The following is an 18,319-nucleotide window of genomic DNA, read 5'->3' on the forward strand; positions in this document are numbered from 1 at the left end:
TAAAGCTGCAATATCAGCTTTTTTCTAATGCATCTGACAGCGAACAACCTAAATCTTTCACTAGCTAAGAGCAGATAAGGTAACAGCTTTGCGGTATTTTGGCAAGAGCTGTTGTATTTTTTGGTATTATATTTATTAATGGGTCTTTAACCAAGATCAGCAATCTATGATTAAGAAGTTAAGGACGTATTCGGCAATCATTTAATTCTATTTCCCTTTCAAGCGCATCATAAAAGAGGCCAAATGCTGGTGTTAATTCTTCGAATAATGTGGCCGGCAAAAAAACAAAAAAGTGCCTCCGATAAACAGAGACACTCCACTAATCCAAATCTAACTAACTAAATGTTTTAAATAACGAGGCCTATCTACCCCGTTATTATTATTTGGCAAACACTAATAAACTAAATTTCAAAATTAATAACCCGGGTTTTGCTTAAGCTTAGGGTTTGCGTTTAAAATATCCCGTCCTATTGGAAAGATTTCAGTATGGCCATCAGCATCTGGTTTTTTATCCCACCAGGTGCCTTTATTAAATACGCCCCAACGAATTAAATCCGTCCTCCGTCTATTTTCGCCAATAAATTCTCTCCCCCATTCATCTAACATTTCCTGATCGGTAAGCTGACCACCACCAGCGGCATATAAACTAGGTGAGCCTACCGGATAATTCCTTTGCCTCACCTGGTTAAGGTAAGTAGCTGCACCTGCTTTATCGCCCGCACGGTACCTGCACTCAGCAAGCGTATAATAAACTTCTGAAAGGCGGATCTCTGCATAGGCAGAGGTAATCCGGTTAGGATCAGGCGTTGGATAAATTGGATATTTAACCAGGAAAATTCCTGAATTATGATCTGCATGATTCATATTAGATTCTTTATCTGCAATTTTTGTACCTGGCTTAGCGCCCAGAAAGTAACCCACCTGGTCTCTGATAAAAAGCGCATAAGGACCTTTATTTCCCCTCACGGTGTCAACTTTACTTGTTCCGTTAACGGTAGTGGTGTATGGCAAATACCCATATAAAAACATCCCTTCGCGTTTGCTGTCGCCAAGGTTTTTATATTTTTTTAAACGTACATCATCCGGATATTTTTGAAATTTAATAAACGGTTTCCCCATCGCATGGGTATACTCCACGCTGTCTACATCGCGGCCGGGTTGTAAGGCAAATCTTGGATTCGACTGGCCAAGGTCGGTAAACCCACAATAAAGTGGCGCGGCATCATACGTCATTCCCCAGAAAAACATCCCTCCATCATATTGCCAGTGCGTTCTGGTTAAGGTTCCGGGGAAGCCATAAATCACTTCAGAGTTTAAAGATTTGTTCGTGTAATCAAAAGGGGCATCCCATCTGGTATCCAGGGTATAATTACCATATTTACCGGCAATGATGTCACGGCACACCGCCTCACATTCTACATATTTATCGGTTCCGATATAAACTTTTGCATTCAGATAAAGGCGGGCAAGCAAAGTAGCGGCCGCAGCTTTGGTCCACCTGCCTATTCCATTGGCACCCAGTTGTTCCCGCATGGGAAGAAAAGGAATAGCCGCTTTAAGTTCTGATTCGATGTAATCAAAAGTCTCCTGTGGCGTGGCTTGCGAACCACCTTGTGTGGAGTTTTTAACATCCGTCACAATTTCGACATTGCGATAAAAGTCAAAGGCACGGAGGTAAAACCATGCCCTCAGCGTTCTCAGTTCCGCTTTAAAATCATTTAATTCTTCATTGGTAACACTCAATTTTGCCGGATCAGTAATGCTTTCCATATCTTGAAGCGAGTTGGTTGCCAGTACAATTCCCTGATAGAAATTTCTCCAGGCACCGGTTGTAAAACCATCTTGTGCCGTCCAGGTGTGGTAGTGCATGCGCTGATAATATCCTCCATCCTGCCAGTCGCCCTGACGGTTATAAGTTCCGATTTCATCCGTAGAATTTTCGCCCACAGCATATACGTCATTACCCTGAATACTCCAGTAGGCGTGTTCAAATGGACGTAAGAAATCACGGATCACATCGTCTCTGCGGGTTAAGAAATTAGCTGCATCAACCTGGTCATATACCTTTTCATCTAATTTTGTACATCCAGAAGCCATTAATAGTGTGGCGAAAACAGTACTAAATAGTAATTTATAATTTTTCATTTTTTCCAGTGTTAAAAAGTAGCTTGTAAACCAAAGATGAACTGCATGGTAGACGGATAATAATTTAAGTCATCATTTACGCCTGGCGTAAGTCCGTTTACCCGCACCTGTTCCGGATCTCCGCCTGTGTACTTGGTAAAAGTGTGGAGGTTTCTTCCGGCAGCATATAAGCGGATCGATTTTAAATATTTGTTATTCAACGGTTGCCTATAGCCCAGCGAAACGTTATCAATTTTAACAAATGATCCGTTCTCAAGGAAATAATCAGAAGCAATAGCGGTTGTAGCGCTATTTTTAAGTAATGAATATTTGCTTCCGCTGTCATAAGCCGACTTTAATACATTTGCATCACTCTGGCTGGAAGGTGTTCCAAGATAGAAAGCATAAGAATTGAAGATCTTGTAACCAAATGTTCCCCTGAAGAATATGCCAAGGTCAAAACGTTTGTAGGTAAATGTATTTCCTAACGAGGTGATGTATTTTGGCAAACCATTGCCAACAAATTGTTTATCATCATTAGAAGCCAGATTCGCCTGAACAATAGCGCCATCATTTTTATAAACCAGTAGTGCACCGGCATCATTAACACCTGCTGACCGGAGCATGTAAAACTCTCCAATGCTATGGCCTTCCTGAATGCGCTGAATATTTCCAGGAGATCCGGGAGCGGGCAATCCGGCTACATCCTGAAAGGTTCCTCCTTTATAAATCTCATTAGAAAAAGAAATGAATTTATTGCGGTTATAAGCAAATGCAACGTTAACGTTATAGCTAAAATCATCACTTTTCACTACTTCACCACTTAATGCCAGCTCGATACCGGAGTTTTTCATGGTTCCAACATTGGTAAAAGTGGTTTGCTGTGTATTAGGCGGAACCGGCACCGTATAATCACCCAATAAATCTTTGTTGGTACGGATATAATAGTCTAGTGAACCCGTAATTCGGCTATTTAGCACCGAGAAATCTAAACCAACGTTAAAGTTTTCTGATTTCTCCCAGCTTAAATCCGGGTTTACATTTGAGGTAGGTCCATAAACCTGGTAATATTGGCCGTTAAACGGGAAGTAACCTGCGCCACCATATAGCAACAACGAGCGGTAATTGTCGAAATCCTGGTTACCTGTCACACCAAAATCTGCCCGCAGCTTTAACTCATTTACCCAGGGAAGAGATGCTTTCAGGAATTTTTCTTCGGAGATTCTCCAGGCAGCAGATACCGCCGGGAAATTTCCCCATTTATTGTTGGCACCAAATTTTGAAGAACCTTCTCGCCTTAAACTCGCCGTTAGGATATATTTATTATCGAAATCGTAGTTTAAACGACCAAAGAACGAAATCAATGTAGAACCGTTTTGCGTGGAAGCTACTGCAGATTGACCTTGCCCTGCGGCACCGCCGTTGTAAAGCCCTGAGCCCAAATTATTCCATAAATAAGTATCAAATGGGAAGTCATAGTTTTGAGCATACAATCTCTTGTAATTGTAAATTGCATAAGAATAACCACCCAGAAGCTTGAAATGGTGTTTTCCAAAATCCTCAGCATAATTCCCGGTCCACTCGATATTCTTCTGATCATTTTCCAGTTGTTCTTGTGAAGCAAAATTTGTTTGCGTAATCTTATTTGCCTGCACCACTGATGAAAGTGTAGATGGCCTGAAGTTAAAACTTTTTGCCGATCGGCTGATTTGTGAAATCATCACTGTTGTACTCAGGTTTTTAAGGATATTCATCCGGAGAGATCCGTTCAAATCAAGCTCCTTAATTTCTGCTTCTGCTTTAATCTCATTGGCATTTTCAACAGGGTTGTTAGAGAAGAAGCCCGTATTGATATAATTATACTTACCGGCATTGTTAAAAATTGGATAAGTTGGATTCAGTGTGAGCGCGTTGTTGAAGTTTCCAAGGTCTGAATTATTAGTCTTCATATACCTCGGTGCTGCCGTTAAGGTGGCTACAAACATGTTATTGTCTGTGGTGTGGTTCATGTTTAACCTGGCACCATATTCTCTTTTATGCGCCCGCAAGTCGATTCCATCGGCATCGCGATAGTCGCCAGAGGCAAAGAAGTTCGTTTTAGCTGTACCACCTGAAAATTGAGCCGTGTGTTTTTGGGCAAATGCCGGTGCATTAGTGACCTCTTTTAGCCAGTTGGTTTTTGCTTTATAATCCTGTCCCTGTTTGTTAGCTACCCGATTGGAAATAAACTCATCAGCTGATAAATTTTCCAGCTCATTGGTCAGGTAATCAAAACTCATAAAGCCATCATAAAACATCTGAGACTGGGCACCACCTTTTTTGGTAGTGATGATAATTACACCATTACTGCCACGGGTACCGTAAATTGCAGATGCTGCACCACCTTTTAACACATCGATACTTTCGATATCATTTTGGTTAATGTTATCAATGTTTCCACCAGGGATACCATTGATGACGTAAAGCGGACCTAAGCCAGCATTACGGGATGATACACCCCTTAGCTGAATGCTCGGACTTGAATTGGGATCACTACCTGAAGTATTGGTAATACTTAAGCCCGGAACTTTGCCCTGAAGCGACATTAAAGGGTTATTGGATGATACCGTAAGCAGATCTTTGCCAGAAACATGCGTAATGGCACTGGATACTTCCCGCTTATCAAGCGTTCCATAACCTACGCTTACTACCACTACTTCTTCGAGCGTATTGGAAGCCGAATTTAAAGCTACATTAATCACATCAGCTGATGCGATTGTTACTGTTTTTGCCTGATACCCGATATAGCTAAACGTTAAACTTTTAGCGCCTGCCGGAACGGTGATGGCATATTTACCTTGGGTATTGGTTGATGTAGTTACAGATTTAGCATTGTCTGCCACAGTAACACCAGGGAGCGCTGTTCCATCTGCCACATCGGTGATTGTTCCGGTAATGACTCTGCTTTGCGCATTTGCAGGTGATGAAAGTATACAAAGAATTGAGCAAATGCTCAGTAAAAGTAGAAGTTTCTTGTACATAGAATGGACGAGTTATTTTTTGGTTAGTTAATGCTGTTTCTTGGTACAACTGAAAATATTGGATTTGCAAATCCAAAAGAAGCAGCGAAGCGATTAGCAAATTTTGAAATCATATTTCAGTATGATGGTGATTTAAACTAAGGAGGTTTGTTTTTTCTCATAATTTGTAAGTTAATCCGGCAGAGATCTAAAGTGACTAAAAGGATTTACTGTTACTCGTTTTCGACAATTCGAAATCTGCAGAGATGTATTTGGTTAAATTATTTTTTCGGTTGCTGACCAGGCCTGGCAAATCGAACATCTAATTTATAGACCATAAGCGAGGAAATAGAGGTAGATAAGGCCCCAGTTAAAAACATATAAGAAAAAAGAGCTTTGTATAAAATCAAAGCATTAATAATCAACCATTTACAATAAAAAGCATCAAGAAAAATATAAATTATTTAAGCGCTAAAATTGATAAAGAATCAAATATTAGCCATAATTACTATCATTTGGTCACTATTGGAAGTCGTTATAATAAGGCATTATACTTTGTTTTTGCGCCATTCCTAGCCGTAAGGTGTATGTAGCAATAGGCTTTTATTGACGCTCTTTTAGAATAAAAGCATTCGAGATCTTTTAGCTTAATTAAAATAGTTGCAGATTTTGCAAAGCAACCGGTGACTCGTTGCCTATGAATTATTTTTAATTAAACGTTTTACAGATATACAAATTGACTATTTTTGGATCAACCTATCTCTTATAAATGAAACGTTTGAGCGTTATCCTCCTCTTTCTGCAATTCAATTTTTTTTGTTTCTCATCCGTTAAAAAAGACAGCTTATTAAATCAGCTTAAAATTGAAATTGCCAGAAAAGCTACTTATGACAGGCAAAAATTATCAAGGATTAAGGCCATACAATTGGAATTGTTGCTAAACAAAGGGAACTCATATGACCAGGTGACTAAGCTATTTGACGAATACGAATATTTTAAATTTGATTCTGCTTATTTATATGGAAAAAGATTACTTGAAATTAGTACCCGAGCGAAAGACAGCGTAAAGTTAGCGCAAAGCAAAGTTAAGATTGCTTCTCTCTTATTGCATGCCGGCATGTTTAAAGAAACATTTGATTATTTAGCAGAGATTGATGAATCAAAGCTTAACAGAAAGTTTAGATATGATTATTACTGCCTGAAGTCGGGAGCCTATTCAAATCTGGCAATTTACAATAACGACCCGAATTTCACCCGCCCCTATAATGAAAAAGCGATTGAATACCTCGATTCTGCCATTGCACTTTGTCAGCCAAATTCACTGGATTTGCTTTTTACACTCGGTAACCGACAAGTAGTTTCTGGTGATATCAATAAACAGCCGAACTATTTTCTTAAATTATTAAAGCACTACAAATTAACGGCACATGATCGTGCCAGACTGCTAACTGCACTTGCTGCTTTCTATCAAAGCGAAACTGAAAACGACAAAAGAATCTGCTTATTGGCGGAATCTGCTATATATGACATCCGTTCTTCGACAAGGGAGACGCTGGCCTCGCTCCTTCTTGCAGAAGATTTGTTTAAACAAGGTTACCTGGACGACGCTTATCTTTTTATTCTGCAATCAAGAGATGATGCTGGCTTTTATGGAAACCGCCTCCGGAAACTTAAAATCGAATCGATCTTACCGGATATTGCTTCGCGTGTAAATTTGGAAAGCCAGCAAGATAAAAACAAGTTCATGATTTATTCGGTTATTGTTTCCCTCATCACCATCGTAATTTTACTGGCATGTTTTATGATTTTTGTACGGCTAAAACGGCTCAGGTTAAAGGAGCAGATTATTGAAGAAAAAAATGAAGAACTGGAACAAATCAACAACCAGTTGTTATTCATCAATGATAAGTTGCGGGAATATGCTACAGTAAACGAAAAATACATTGGATATTTTTTCGATGTAATTTCTGGTTATATCCTCAAACTTGACAGGCTGAAGAAAAATGTAGAACGAAAAATTCTCGCCAAAAGATATGGAGAGATTCTTCCATCGCTACAAGAAATCAACATCAAAAACGAACGGGAAGTGCTGTTCAATACCTTCGACAGTGTATTCATCAGCATTTTCCCTAATTTTATAGAAGTATTCAATTCCCTTCTAAACAAGGAAGACCAAATCTGGCCGAAGCATCCCGATTTTTTAAATACAGATTTGCGGATATTTGCACTTATGAGGCTGGGGATTCACGATGTAAAAGCCATAGCTGCCATTCTGGAATATTCTGCGAATACGATCTATGTATATAAAATGCGAATTAAGGCCCGGGCATTAGTTTCCGGAGATGAATTTGATCGCATTGTGATGTCGGTGAAGGCGGTGTAGAAATACTATAAGAGAAGGGGATGGAGTTAGTTTAAGAATCAAATTCCGAAATTTAACTTGAGCAACCTATGATATCATAGAAGATGGAACAGCGTTCGATAAATTTTAAAGGAAACTAAAGAATACATGCCGCAAATGAACAACGTCTCCTTTAATCGGGAGTTTGCTTTGCCTCTTCATTATCCTCCAACTTGCTAATCTTTAATCATCCAAGAATTTTATTAGAGTTCTTTAGAAAACAATTGGAACTAATTTGAGTTTGCTGAAAAAACCTCATCCTTTTTTTCTCTTGAACCACCAAATGTAAAATCCGGTAATCGGTAAACTGGCGCAGATTAAACTCACCAGAAAGAAAATAATTTTTGTTGTCAGACCGCCAATTGCCCCAACATGCATAGCATAATTCAATTTACGGACTTTGTCCGAAAAAATAAGGTCTTTGAACTGTTTGCCTGATTCCTTTGTTAAAGAAAGATCTACCGGATTAAAAAAAAGGTCCCGCCAAATACCGTCTTTCATATCTGTACAGGCATAAATTGCTTCATTTGGTTCGTCTGGAAAAGAAACGATGATGTCGTCTATATGATCAACAGCAATATGATTACGTACCTCGTACCATACCTGATCCACATTCTGCAACATAGGATTTGGCGAATCCCTAAATAGTTCTTTGACCGGACGTTGAGTCTGAGGGCGACCACCAGTTAACCAATAAATACTATTGGAGAACCAGGTAAAACTGATGACCAAGCCAGTGATTGCTAAAAGCAATGCGATGGTAAGGGAGTAAAATCCCAACACATTATGTAAATCGTAGTTGAAACGCTTAATGCGTGCACCCCACTTTATTTTAAAGTTTTGCTGGGTTGCTTTTTTATTCCATTTTTTTGGCCACCATAAAACCAGGCCCGTTAATAAAAGAACAACAAATACCAGCGTTGCGCAGCCAACTACCATTTTACCGACCTTTTTACCCATCCACAAATGCCGGTGTCCTTCCTCTATGAAATGAAAAATATCTTCCTGGCGTTTAAATGAGATGATCTTGGCTGTGTATGGATTTATATAAACAGACGAATCCTGAAGCGCTACGACCGAAGGCTTGCTCAACCCATAATACCATACTGTATTAATTTGCCGGCCCGGGATTGCCCGTGAGATTTCTCGATATAGCACAGAGGGTGGGAGCAATTTGGATCTGTCCTGTACCGCAATCCTGACCTCAGTACCTAGCAGATTTTTAATCTCTTGCTCAAATACCAGTATGCATCCTGTAAGGCTTAAGATCACAACTATTGCCCCAGATGCCAGCCCTAACCATAAATGTAACCAGGTAATTATTTTTTTAAGCATAGGTAACCAATAGGGCATCCCTTTAGGGACGCCCATAAAATGCAATTAGTATTTTAATTTAGAGATTGAGGTTACGTCTGTTGCGCCTTCTAGGTGTAACCCTTTGATGGCTGTAGCGGTTTCGGCGTTTATTAGATATACGTAGAACTGGCCTGCATCATCTTTAAACACATAATCGATTGTTTTACCATCGCCCTCATAATAAGTATTCAATTTGAATAGAGGTTGGGCATGTTCAGGAACACCGGTCACATAATTCACTGTTTTGGTGTTCACATCTACAATAGCCATTTTAACCCTACCGCCAGAAATATCACCGGTAGTAACACCCGCATAAAGGGCCATCAAAAATTTACCGTTAGCAATATAGGCACCTCGGGCAATTTTAGCCTTGGCAACCTCTTCCATATTAAAGAAATAAGATTTGTCAAAAACTTCAGTCCCTTTTTTAATCCGAACAATACCTGATGGTTTGGTAGATTTAATCCCATTGATCTCTGGCGCAGTAGACCAGGTATAAACATCACCGTTCTCAATTTGCTTTAGACCCTGCATACTGAACCAGTTGCCTACGTAGCCTGTACGATCATCTGAAATGGTTTTCTCATATTTGAGTTCCGGATAGCTAAATACGGCAACCCAGGTACTGTCTAAACTGCCATATTTGCCTTGGCTAAACGGAGCGCCCGCAGCAGGAGGAAAAAATTTATAGTAAGGCATGTAGATCTTATTATCAACCTGGAACAAACCTGTCCAAACGGCGTTTGCACCTGTTTGGGTAATAGCTTTTAAATCGGTAGTGCTTCTATTTGCCACCAAAAGGTTTTCCGCATCGAAGCGAAAGAGTTCGCCCACACCGCTGGAGCGTGGATCGCCTCCGCCTACCCAGGCGTTAGTATTCATGGTACCGTAAACACCTGTGCGGAAAGTTGTTACTACACGGCCAGAAGAGCCCATTTTTCCATCTGTATTTAATCCGAAAGGGGTAACTGGTCCCTGATCGGTATAGGCCTGCGCAAATACTTTATTGTTCTGAACAATAAATGAATAGGCATCAGTTTCTACCCCATTATTGGCAGAAGAAACAGTGCCCTTTGTTACGTCATCTGCCGTAATAATATAGGTTCCTGTGGTACCGGATGCATTGCCGCTATAAACAAATACGTATTTAGACTTCGTTAGGTTATTTGGATCTGTTATGCCGCCTGTATCGGGTTCGTTATCGTTTTTGCTGCATCCACTAAGCAGTGCTATGGAAAGCAATGCACCTGACATTAATAAGTTAAAAGTTGTTTTCATTTTTTGTATGATATTGATATGTGTGAGATGTTTATTGACGATTTACTGCGTTTGTTTAGAAATAAAATACCTGAGTTTGATGTTGAAAGCCCGGCTAGGTTTCTGTAGCATATAGTTGTCAAATAACCTGGCATCAGTTAGGTCAAGACACTCAAAGGCGATGTTATATTTTCCATTGGCAACTGTATATAGCAAGCTGGCATCATGTATCCATTGAGTCGGAATGATCAGTTTGCCATCCTTAGCCCCCTGGCTGGGCCAAAATAGGTAGAACTGGTTAACGTAACCTGCATTGTAGCTGATGGAAAAGCGGTCTTTGGGTTTAAAAATATGATTCATATACAAGGTGCCGTTAGCATTCCCGAATAGATAGGGTGTATTCGGTATGCGGTCACGGTATACAACACTTTGAACGGCCGACCTTGTCCCGTTAGCCAACGTTTCGAACTGCGTGCCATTGCGAAGATTCTGATAGGTGGCATTGGCGGTTATAGAAAACCTTTTTTTATAGGCATATTGGATTTCCACATCTATTCCCCTGTTTGTTACCTTGGCCTCGTTCACGTTCATCTGGATATATTCGCCGTTACTATTGCTTGTACCGCCAGGAACCAGGATGCCACGGATATAATCATTGGCATTTCGGAAGATGTAGTTTGCAGAAATATCCAAATAATGCACCTTGTTAAGGTTAAAGCTGTAGGTGGCCCCTAAATTTAGGTTATGGCTGTTTTCGGGCTTGAGTGCTATATTACTGGTCTCATTGATTTCATCGCCAAACAACTCATTATTATCCGGCAACCGGTATGCACGTTCATAGGATGTTTTTATTTGAAGATCTGCTGCTAAAAAATACGTGGCTGCTAACCCATAACCGGTTTTAGAGAGGTTGGAAGTTCGGTCTGCAATGCTGTAATTATACGTTGCGGCTATAGCATCGTAAGTGGCCGTAACCAAGTTACTGATGATATTTTGGTTGTATTGTTTTACAAAAGCTGTGGTATTGAATTTCTCGCTGATATCATATTTATAACCCAGTCCGAGCATGTTTTTGCGTGTTACCCTTGGCTGTTTGTCGTATATATTTTCCGGATCGAAACTGTTTTGACCCTCACGATTAAAGGTGGTGTAAAGTTCATTTAGCGAAACCGAATGTTTTTCATTGATCTGGTAATTTAATCCCACACTGGCAATCCCATTATTATTCTTAAACTTATAGTCTCTCAGGGAAACTTCACCCCCGGGTGCTGAAGGATTAACCTTGTTCTTATAAACAAAAGATCCGTCCCAGGTATATCTTTTATTTGCAGTGTCAACTGTACGTTCTTCGCCAAAATTGAAATTACCACTTACGTTGAGGTCCAAACCGCTTAGCAACAGATTTTTCTTGGAATACTTAAAGGAAGGCTGTACAATATTGCCTGATCGCCAGCGTGCGCCGTATACATCGTACATGCGGTTACCGGTTTGAATATCGGCGCGGTTTTTACCTAGTGTTAAACCAAAAAGCAGTTGGTCGGCATATTTTTTACCGGTAACACCAATGTTGGCTACCAGAGTTTCATTATGGTAATGATCATGAAAACGTTTTACCCGGCTTGGATTATTGAGACCGGTTACCTGGTCTACTACATCAACATCTACCCAATAATTATTGTCTGAATAATTTTGGAACGCATTTAGCTGAACGGTGAAGCCGGATTTGGCAGTATAACCAGCATTAACAGCCGACTTATGGGTATTGAACGATCCATATGAATAGGAAGCGTCTAAATAAGTGCGTGGTTTGGAATTGGAGATAATATTTACCGCCCCGCCCAATGCATCGCCCCCCAACCAAACCGGTACAACTCCTTTATAAACCTCAATCCTGTCGGCAAAATTTACGGGAATATTGTTCAGCTGGAAAGACGATCCGAAATTATCCATAGGTACGCCATCCAGAAAAAACCGTACCTGGCGGCCTGTAAAACCATTGAGACTAAAACGCAGGTCTGATCCTATTCCACCAGATTCCCTAATCCTCGCTCCAGAAACCCTGTTTATTACTTGGCCAAGATCCATTGTGGTATTATGTAATGGTTTTGCATCTATCGAAGTGACGTTGTAAGCCTGCTTACCGATCTCTTTTGATTTAGTGATGCCAAGGATGGAAACTTCTTCTAGTTTTTCTGTGGTTTTATCCAGTACAAGATTATAAATATGGGTATCACCAGCTTTAATGATGATTTCTTTGTTCTGCTTTCGATAGCCTACCACAATAATTTCTAAATTGTATTTACCCGGCTTAAGATTTTCAAAAAAGTAACCACCTTCACGATCAGTAGCCTGGGCAATTTTAATAGGCAACAGCCTGATTGTTGCATCTTGCACAGGGATTTGATGATCATCTGTTATATTCCCCTTTAAAGTTCCAGGTGGATTGGCCTGTGAGCGGGCGCAGAGCGAAAGCAAACAAAATGCCCCCGTTAGCAAAAGCTTATTGAATTCCATAAACCAAAACCTTGTTTGCGAGGTTAAACGAATTGGAAAATGAGTAAATGGTGATTTATTATGGTGCATTTGAAGGGTAGTAGCACAACCCAGTACTTTCCGAAGGTGGTTCTGAAAAAAAATAGTTTTATTTTTTCTGATCGTACAATTTATCGATCCTCAAGATAAAATCTGTCTCTCCTGATAGCTGTAGTCCACGTTTTAACGACCCGGTTTTAATGTTATATTCCCAGATATAACAACCCTTCTTAGGTGAGTTGATTGCAATGTATGCGATGTTACCCTGCACGATAACGCATTCTTTTCTAGTGCCCTTGTCCAATGGCAGGTCTAACTTTTTTATTTCCTTCGTATCCAGATTCAGTACATGAAATTCAAAGTGAGGGGTACGATAGTGGTCGTTTAGACCTTTGAACAGATCTGCTCTTTCCGAACGAATGATGACTTGACGTTGGCCCAGATACCACATTCCATAAGCATGGTTTTTAATGGAAGAGCCAGAGATGTTAAAAAAATAGCTTTTGTCTGTTTCAGCCTGGGTAGCTTTTATTCGAAATATAGCTGTTGGAAGTTCTGGCCTGTTTCCTAAAGCAATACCAGGGCATGACATGAAATAAAGGTCTTGCTTTTCATCCTTAAAGGAATAAGGCTGTATAACATTTTGCCCTCCAGGATAAGTTGAACGGATATCTTTATGGGTTTTGACCAGTTTCATGCTGGGATAGTTCAGTTCTGAAACATACATCGTATCGCTGGTTTTAAAATTATTAATATCCTGCGATACGTGATACGTATATCCCAATAGCAGACTATTACCTGATCTTTGTTCAAGCAAACCGATAGAAAGCGTTGTAAATTCGCCTGATGGCCTGGGTATGTCCAGGTTTCCATGCGATATGACTTTCATGGTTGCGGCATTGAGCAACACAAATTTAGGTGTATTATAGGCCGGCGCGTTTAGGCCCGTTAGCAGGAGCGTATCACCTTTAATCCATTTAAAACACTCTATAGAAAAATTTTTTAGCAAAAAAGATGATTCGACCTCGACTTCGCCGGGCAACACTTTAAATTTTGAGAACAAGTGTGTTTTAGCGTTTAAACGATAATAGTTAGCATTTCTAACGATGAGGTCACGCCCTTTATAGTTCTGGGTAATTTCTGTTCCGTAAACTTCCGGTTTAATGGAACCACTATCCAGATTTGAAGTATGCACTACATAGGTTTTATTATTCTTTCCGAGGATATATAAGCTGAATTTTGCATCACTGGCATCTTTATTTCCGGTTGAGCACGCACTTAAAACGGCCACAGCGATTAAAATAAAAAGCTTTCCCCCAACAATTGCCTTATACCAGGAAGAGTGCTTCAAAATAAGTAGGTGTTTAAATATCAAAATGCTTGGTTATTTGTCTCTGCATCAAAGGTGGAAGATCGAACACGTCCTGCTTATTCACCACAATGATACTTTCCGATCCGGTTTTATTTTTAAAGATGATATAACTCTGTCCTTTTTTTAAAGATATCTTGGTTTTTGTACCTTCTAAAACCAACTGTACGTCTTTGTTGGCCAATATTAACACACTGCCGTTAAGGTAAATGATGCCCCGTCCATCATTGATACTGGCAATCGTATTTGGACCTACAGAAACGTCGTATCCTATTGAATTGACCTGTTTTACGGCATAGGCCGAATTGTTGTTCAGCGATAATAATTCCACCTTCTGTTGAAGAAGAAAGTAAGCTGCTGCAGCCAGCATACAAATGACCATGGATGCTGCAATGGCACCTTTCCACACATAATAACTACTGCTCTTAGACTTAGTCGTTTCGGTTTCATCTGTTACTGAACGGATGTTGTTCCACATTTCCGCTTTGTGGACATATTTATCTTCGCCAGGCGGTAGCAACAGATCATCAGCGCTTGTGCTTAATAACCATTCCTCCACAGCCTTCCGCTCTGCGGGAGTGCAGGCACCCTGGTGATAATGTTCTAAAGCCTCCTTGCTAATTCTCATAAATGGACAGTTGCGGTGTGATAAGGAAAATTAGATAAAGTTATGAATTTAATTGTAAGTAGCGCAACAACCCCGTTTCCGTAGGTGCTTACTATAAATATTTATCAATAACCAGCCAGACCAAGTTTAAGGGAACTCATGGCCCGTGTAATATGATACTCTACTGCTCTTTCTGATATGTTGAGTATAGCTGCAATCTCCTTGTTATGAAGGCCCTGTTTGCGACTAAGTTTATATACTTTTTTGCATTGTGTAGGCAAGGTATCTACCAGATTTTCTATTTTATCTTTAAGATCATTATATAAAACCTGTTCTTCTGTACAATTAGATGTAGCGGGATAGCCTATTAGTTGAGATTCATGAATACGCTTCCGGTTAACCTTGTTTCTAATATATTCAAAAGCTTTGAATTTTGCAGATCTCATCAGATAATGCTCTATTTCTACGAGCTGAAGATCGTCCCGCCGTTCCCAGAGTGATCTGAAAATATCCTGAACCATTCCCTTTGCTGGTTCAACATCTCCAATATTATTATAACAAACGGCAAATACTTTCTCCCAATAAATGTTATAAGCTTTTTCGAACGACTGTTTGTCGATCTGAACTGTCTTACCAGGAAAAAACTTTTTTAAGTCCATCTTTAACGCTATACATTTGCAAATATAGTTTATTAAGATTAATTATAAATAGCTTGATGTAAATTCCTTTCCACTCCCTCCATGCATCTTTAGCTTTTTGCGTCTATATTTAACAAGTATTGATTTAAAAAGCGGAAGTTATTGGAGGGCAAAAAAAGTTCCCTTGAAAATCGGGCAATAAAAAAGGAGTACTATTATCACTTTTAATGTTAGCCCAACAACAAAATATCAGGATTCTATGATTGTTCCCTGGAACAATCTGCTTCATAGAATCAACGCCCTGTATCTCCACAGAACCACAGTTGATAAACTTGTAAGGTTAAGCTTTTGCTATCAAAGAAAAACTGTTGCCGGAATTTTTATAAAGGCTCATCGATGACGATCAGGTTCCGATGAGTTTCTCCCCATTCTGATAGAACCCCAATGATTGATTTTGCTGATTTGCCGTATTCGGTCAGCTCATAAGTTACTGTAACAGGCTGTGTAACGCTTACCGTTCGCTTGACTAAGCGATTTGTTTCCATTTCCTTCAGTTCCCGACTGAGCACTTTCCCAGAAATACCCTGTACATCACGTAAAAGTTCTGAGTACCGTTTGGAGCCAAATAGTAGGGCGGTTATAATATATATTTTCCATTTCCCTCCCAAAACATACATTGCATCATGTACGCCCATAATAGCTTTCTTGCACTCGTGTGATGGTGTTGCTGTTACTTTAAACATGGTTACCTAAATGTCACTATTACTTTTTGTCACTTGACGACAAAAGTAAACATATAATAACGAAGTTTGCGGAACAAAAAAATATTATGAATATTATAGAAAATCTTGAATGGCGTTATGCTACTAAAAAGTTCAGTGACCAAAAAGTATCCACTGAAGATTTAAACGAAATTCTGCAAGCTACCAATCTATCCGCTTCATCAACTGGTCTGCAGCCCTACCGTGTATTGGTTATGGAAAATGAGCAGCTTCGTAAAGAACTCGGTGAAGGTTCTTTTAACTCACAAATATCACAATCTTCGCATCTGTTGGTATTTGCCGCGTATGATAAGGTTACCCTTGAGCAGATTGAGACCTACATTTCGCATATTGCAAGCGAACGTGGTATTTTGGAAGATACTCTGGCAGATTTTAAAGCAGCACTAGTTGGTGGCCTTCTTTCCAGAACTGATGAAGAAAATTTCCATTGGGCAGCAAGGCAGGCCTACATCGGATTAGGAACAGCTTTAATAGCCGCAGCTGAATTAAAAATAGATTCAACACCGATGGAAGGATTCGACATTGAAAAATTTGATTCTTTACTCCAGCTGAAAGAAAAAGGACTCAGGCCAGTAGTTCTTTTATCGTTAGGATATCGTGATGCTGTGAATGATTATTTCGCTAATCTAAAAAAAGTGCGATTGCCTTTAGATGAGTTCGCTATTGATGTAAAATAAAACACGTAATAAGGCTGTTAATCATTTTTTTTTAAACAGCCTTTATTCTTAAACGCTGCTATTCCCGAGAGTAATCATTTCTTGATAAAATGGCTGATGATCTGCTAACAGCCTGTTTCCACAACAACTGGTTACCCGAAAAATTCACTTTTGAAGAAATGCAAAACCGAACCGCTCAGGTGGGTGAATTATACTCTTTTATATTCTTGATTAACAACGAATTAGTCAAAAAAAAATGGGCAAGCGACCGTTTTACGTGCTTGCCCATTGTGGCTCCCTCTGCTGGGCTCGAACCAGCGACCCTCTGATTAACAGTCAGATGCTCTAACCAGCTGAGCTAAGAAGGAATTTATTCTGGTTAATCTGTAATTTTTGCTAAAATCATTTAGCAAGTTTATCATAAAAAATCCCCACATTACTGTGAGGATTTTTGCTCCCTCTGCTGGGCTCGAACCAGCGACCCTCTGATTAACAGTCAGATGCTCTAACCAGCTGAGCTAAGAAGGAGTGCTGGTTTTTCCCAAATCGAAGTTCTTGATGCTTTTCAGCTTGCAAACCCTTGTTCGTTTTGGGAATGCAATATTAGGGCTTTTAAATTATTTATGCAATATTTGCAGTGAAAAATTTTAAAAAAAATTCAAATAAAAATATATGAGCCTGATAATCATAGGTACTGTGGCGTTCGATGCTATTGAAACTCCCTTCGGAAAAACAGATAAAATTGTTGGTGGTGCTGCAACTTACGCAAGTTTAGCTGCTTCTTACTTCTATACTAAAGCAAAAATTGTGGCCGTTGTGGGTGATGATTTCCCAAAAGCAGATATAGATATCTTTACCGAACACGGAATCGACACCGAAGGATTACAGATTAAAGCCGGCGAAAAATCATTTTTCTGGTCGGGTAAATACCATAACGACATGAATAGTCGCGATACGTTAATTACAGAATTAAATGTATTGGAAACCTTCGATCCGGTTATCCCGGAAAGCTACCAGGACTGTGAATTTTTAATGTTAGGAAACTTAACGCCTCAAGTACAGCAAACAGTGATTAAACGCCTTAAAAAGCGCCCTAAATTAATTGTAATGGACACCATGAACTTTTGGATGGACATCATGATGGATGATTTACTGGAAACCATTAAAATGGTAGATGTTTTAACCATTAACGACGCAGAAGCACGCCAACTTTCAGGAGAATATTCATTGGTTAAGGCCGCGAAGAAAATCCTGGCTATGGGACCAAAATACTTAATCATTAAAAAAGGCGAGCATGGCGCATTGTTATTCCACGAAGATCAGATTTTCTCTGCTCCGGCATTGCCTTTAGCAGAAGTTTTTGATCCTACAGGCGCTGGCGACACCTTCGCTGGTGGTTTCATTGGTTACCTGGCTAAAGTAGGCACCATCAACTTTAATAACATGAAAAATGCAATTATCTACGGTTCTGCGCTGGCGTCTTTCTGCGTGGAGAAATTTGGAACTGAAAAGTTATTAAACCTTACCGAGGCTGAAGTATCTGGTAGAATTCAGGAGTTTGTAAACTTAAGCTCGTTTACGATCGAAGCATAATAATT

General features: G+C 39.7%; 12 protein-coding genes and 2 tRNA genes. 3 read left to right on the forward strand and 11 right to left on the reverse strand.

Annotated elements, in window-relative coordinates; translation table 11 throughout:
* Positions 1-414: 414 nt before the first annotated feature.
* Together GJU39_RS02865 and GJU39_RS02870 are read right to left on the reverse strand one after the other, a co-directional pair.
* Positions 415-2,145: a RagB/SusD family nutrient uptake outer membrane protein gene (locus GJU39_RS02865; protein ID WP_154279183.1), complete on the reverse strand. Its 1,731-nt coding sequence runs from the start codon at positions 2,143-2,145 to the stop codon at positions 415-417.
* An 11-nt stretch (positions 2,146-2,156) separates the two neighbouring features.
* Positions 2,157-5,144, reverse strand: a complete 2,988-nt coding sequence (locus GJU39_RS02870) for a SusC/RagA family TonB-linked outer membrane protein (RefSeq protein ID WP_154279184.1) — start codon at positions 5,142-5,144, stop codon at positions 2,157-2,159.
* Positions 5,145-5,901: 757 nt separating this feature from the next.
* Between GJU39_RS02870 and GJU39_RS02875 the strand changes: the two genes are divergently transcribed.
* Positions 5,902-7,506: a DUF6377 domain-containing protein gene (locus GJU39_RS02875; RefSeq protein WP_154279185.1), complete on the forward strand. Its 1,605-nt coding sequence runs from the start codon at positions 5,902-5,904 to the stop codon at positions 7,504-7,506.
* A 273-nt stretch (positions 7,507-7,779) separates the two neighbouring features.
* Here the strand turns inward: GJU39_RS02875 and GJU39_RS02880 are convergent, their stop codons facing one another.
* From GJU39_RS02880 to GJU39_RS02910, 7 genes are all read right to left on the reverse strand, one after another.
* Entirely contained in the window at positions 7,780-8,859 is a 1,080-nt protein-coding gene (locus GJU39_RS02880) for a PepSY-associated TM helix domain-containing protein (protein ID WP_209437581.1), read from the reverse strand.
* Positions 8,860-8,904: 45 nt separating this feature from the next.
* Positions 8,905-10,158: a DUF4374 domain-containing protein gene (locus tag GJU39_RS02885; protein ID WP_154279187.1), complete on the reverse strand. Its 1,254-nt coding sequence runs from the start codon at positions 10,156-10,158 to the stop codon at positions 8,905-8,907.
* A 42-nt stretch (positions 10,159-10,200) separates the two neighbouring features.
* Positions 10,201-12,651: a TonB-dependent receptor domain-containing protein gene (locus GJU39_RS02890; RefSeq protein ID WP_154279188.1), complete on the reverse strand. Its 2,451-nt coding sequence runs from the start codon at positions 12,649-12,651 to the stop codon at positions 10,201-10,203.
* A gap of 127 nt (positions 12,652-12,778) precedes the next feature.
* The gene (locus GJU39_RS02895) at positions 12,779-14,020 is read right to left on the reverse strand and encodes a hypothetical protein (protein WP_154279189.1); all 1,242 of its coding nucleotides are present in this window, start codon (positions 14,018-14,020) and stop codon (positions 12,779-12,781) included.
* Positions 14,021-14,033: 13 nt separating this feature from the next.
* Entirely contained in the window at positions 14,034-14,666 is a 633-nt protein-coding gene (locus tag GJU39_RS02900; protein WP_154279190.1) for a hypothetical protein, read from the reverse strand.
* 104 nt (positions 14,667-14,770) lie between these two features.
* Positions 14,771-15,304, reverse strand: coding sequence for an RNA polymerase sigma-70 factor (locus GJU39_RS02905; protein ID WP_154279191.1), 534 nt, complete (start codon positions 15,302-15,304; stop codon positions 14,771-14,773).
* Between the two features lie 359 nt (positions 15,305-15,663).
* Positions 15,664-16,026: a winged helix-turn-helix transcriptional regulator gene (locus GJU39_RS02910; RefSeq protein WP_245227658.1), complete on the reverse strand. Its 363-nt coding sequence runs from the start codon at positions 16,024-16,026 to the stop codon at positions 15,664-15,666.
* Between the two features lie 86 nt (positions 16,027-16,112).
* Between GJU39_RS02910 and GJU39_RS02915 the strand changes: the two genes are divergently transcribed.
* A complete protein-coding gene (locus GJU39_RS02915; protein WP_154279192.1) occupies positions 16,113-16,742 on the forward strand; it encodes an NAD(P)H-dependent oxidoreductase in 630 nt (209 codons plus the stop codon).
* 270 nt (positions 16,743-17,012) lie between these two features.
* Here the strand turns inward: GJU39_RS02915 and GJU39_RS02920 are convergent.
* Both GJU39_RS02920 and GJU39_RS02925 read right to left on the reverse strand, forming a co-directional pair.
* A tRNA-Asn gene (locus GJU39_RS02920) sits at positions 17,013-17,089 on the reverse strand.
* Between the two features lie 86 nt (positions 17,090-17,175).
* Positions 17,176-17,249: transfer RNA gene (locus tag GJU39_RS02925), tRNA-Asn, on the reverse strand.
* A gap of 144 nt (positions 17,250-17,393) precedes the next feature.
* Here GJU39_RS02925 and GJU39_RS02930 point away from each other — a divergent pair.
* On the forward strand, positions 17,394-18,314 hold the full coding sequence (locus GJU39_RS02930) for a PfkB family carbohydrate kinase (protein WP_154279193.1): 921 nt from the start codon (positions 17,394-17,396) through the stop codon (positions 18,312-18,314).
* Positions 18,315-18,319 lie beyond the last annotated feature (5 nt).

This window comes from Pedobacter petrophilus (assembly GCF_009674725.1).
In the GTDB taxonomy this organism is placed as follows: domain Bacteria; phylum Bacteroidota; class Bacteroidia; order Sphingobacteriales; family Sphingobacteriaceae; genus Pedobacter; species Pedobacter petrophilus.